Here is a 2,815-nt window from a genome sequence, read left to right as displayed (position 1 = left end):
CCTTGGCATTACGTTGGATGAAGCTGCGACGCGCGTCGACATCCTCACCCATGAGCACGGAGAACAACTCGTCGGCGACCGCCGCGTCGTCGAGCGTGACCTGCAGCAGGATGCGCCGGTCCGGGTCCATGGTGGTGTCCCACAGCTCGGTGGCGTTCATCTCGCCGAGACCCTTGAAGCGCTGGATGGCATCCTTGGGCAGCTTGCGCCCGGACTCCACCCCGCGGGCGACCAGCCCGTCGCGCTCCCGGTCGGAGTAGGCGTACTCCCAGTCCTCCCTACCCCATTTGATCTTGTAGAGCGGCGGCTGCGCCAGAAACACGTGACCGGCCTCGACCAGCGGGCGCATGAACCGGAACAGCAGCGTCAGCAGCAGGGTCCGGATGTGCTGGCCGTCGACGTCGGCGTCCGCCATCAATACGATCTTGTGGTAGCGCAGTTTCGCGATGTCGAAATCGTCGTGGATGCCGGTACCCAGCGCCTGGATGAGGGCCTGGACCTCGGTGTTCTTCAGGACGCGGTCGATGCGGGCCTTCTCGACGTTGAGGATCTTTCCTCGCAGCGGGAGGATCGCCTGGAACTTCGAGTCCCGACCGCCCTTGGCCGACCCACCCGCCGAGTCACCCTCGACGATGTACAGCTCGCACCGCTCGGGATCGGTGTACTGGCAGTCGGCGAGCTTGCCCGGCAGACCGGTGCCGCCGAGCAGACCCTTGCGCCGGGTCAGATCGCGGGCCTGACGGGCGGCGATGCGGGCCCGCTGGGCGTCGAGCGCCTTGCTGACGATAGCCCGGGCCTCGGTGCGGTTGACCTCGAACCAGTCCTTGAGCGCCGAGTAGCACATCTCCTGGATGAACTTCTTGGCCTCGGTGTTGCCGAGCTTGGTCTTGGTCTGGCCCTCGAACTGCGGCTGCGCGAGCTTCACCGAGATGATCGCGGTAAGGCCCTCCCGGATGTCGTCGCCGGAGAGCCGCTCGTCGCTGTTCTTGGCCCCGGCCTTCACCGGCTTGAGCAGGTTCTGGTCCTTGGCGTAGGCGTTGACGGCGCTGGTCAGCGCGGCCCGGAAACCCTCCTCGTGGGTGCCGCCCTCGTGGGTGTTGATGGTGTTCGCGAAGGTGTAGACCGACTCGGTGTAGCCGCCGTTCCACTGCATCGCGAGCTCGGCCTCGATGCCCACGCCCTTCGACTCCAGCGAGATCACGCTGCGGTGGATGGTGTCCTTCGTGGCGTTGAGGTGACCGACGAAGTCGACCAGGCCGTTGGCGTACTTGTAGGTGACCGCCATGCGTTCCTCGTCACGCTCGTCGACGAGCGTGATCGACAGCCCCTTGTTGAGGAAGGCCATCTCCTGCAGGCGGCGGGAGAGCGTCTCGTACTTGTACTCGGTGGTCTCGAAGATCGTCGGATCCGCCCAGAAGGTGACCGACGTCCCGGTCTTGCGGGTGGTACCGGTCTTGGCCAGCGGCTTGTCCGGGCGGGTCGCCACGTACGGCTGGAACCAGACGTGCCCCTCCCGCTGGATCTCCACGTCGAGCCGGGTGGACAGCGCGTTGACCACGCTGACGCCGACTCCGTGCAGCCCGCCGGACACCGCATACGATTTGCCGTCGAACTTCCCGCCGGCGTGCAGGGTGGTCAGCACGACCTCGACGGCGGGCCGCTTCTCGGTGGGATGCATGCCGACGGGAATGCCGCGGCCGTTGTCGGTGACCCGCACCCCGCCGTCGGCAAGCAGCGTCACGGTGATGGTGTCGCAGTAACCGGCGAGCGCCTCGTCCACCGCGTTGTCCACGACCTCGTAGACGAGATGATGCAGTCCACGCTCTCCAGTGGAGCCGATGTACATGCCAGGACGCTTGCGGACCGCGTCAAGACCTTCGAGAACCTTGATCGAACTTGCATCGTAGGCCACGCGGCGGGTCCCCTCGTTCTGGGCGGAAGTATCCACCAGTCTACCCGGCAACCCGCCATAGCGGACGCAGGGAGCCCTCTGACGTCTGCGCAGCGCCACGCACATGGGGATGGCCAACCCCCCCTACCGGACCGACTCCCCCGACCGCCTTGGCGCGCCTCCACGCCTGTCACCGGCACCGCGACCCCGCGGAACCGTCATGATCACCTCAGTCGCCCCGACGGATACCACAGGCACGCTCCAGGCGCCAAGGGGCGCCTGGAGCACCGGGGCTACTGGAGAGCGCAGGGGCGCAGGGAGCGTCAGGCGGGCGCCAGCCGAACGCCGGTCTCAGCCGTAGGTGTCACGGGGTCCTCGACCGCCGGTTCGGATGGACCCGTGCCGCCAGGACGGCGCCGTCGGTCCACGCACAACGATCCGGCGGACCACGTGTGGACCGAGCTCCCGGTGCAGGATGCCGAGGAGCTGCCGGGACAGCATGCGCAGCTGGGTCGCCCAGGCCGTCGACTCCGCGACAAGTTCCAGGTCTCCGTCACGCAGGGACACCGGGGTGCAGTGGTCGGCGATGTCCGGCCCGACGATGACATCCCATCGGGCCAGGACGTTCGCATCGCTCGCCTGAGCCTTCCAACCACGGGCCGCCAGCAGCCGGTTGATCGCCGTCCCGAAACCGACCGGTTCGCGCCATTCCCGGCCGGGCGGTGCGATGCCCGGCATCCGCGGCCGGCGGGGCACCTGGTCGTCCGACGGGTCGGCCCGCCGGGCACCGAGGCGGGCCCGAGAGCCCGGGCCCCACGGGCCGCCCGTCCCGGTGGCGCCGGCGGATGCCTCCTCATCGGCCCACGTGCCGCCGTCAGCACCTGGCATCCCGCCACCGCAACCAGGGCCGGGTCCGGCCGGACC

At 68.5% G+C, this 2,815-nt stretch carries 2 protein-coding genes; both read right to left on the bottom strand.

Annotation, left to right across the window (positions count from 1 at the left end; translation table 11 throughout):
• A partial coding sequence (gene gyrB, locus AC08OP_RS23690; protein WP_476616192.1) for a DNA topoisomerase (ATP-hydrolyzing) subunit B occupies positions 1-1,912 on the bottom strand: 1,912 nt, incomplete at its 3' end.
• 330 nt (positions 1,913-2,242) lie between these two features.
• The gene (locus AC08OP_RS23685) at positions 2,243-2,779 is read right to left on the bottom strand and encodes a DciA family protein (protein WP_476616191.1); all 537 of its coding nucleotides are present in this window, start codon (positions 2,777-2,779) and stop codon (positions 2,243-2,245) included.
• Between the last annotated feature and the right edge of the window lie 36 nt (positions 2,780-2,815).

This window comes from Frankia sp. CeRuru1, assembly GCF_977966315.1.
Note: the sequence above shows the minus strand (reverse complement) of the source record. Positions and strands in the feature narration are given on the sequence as shown.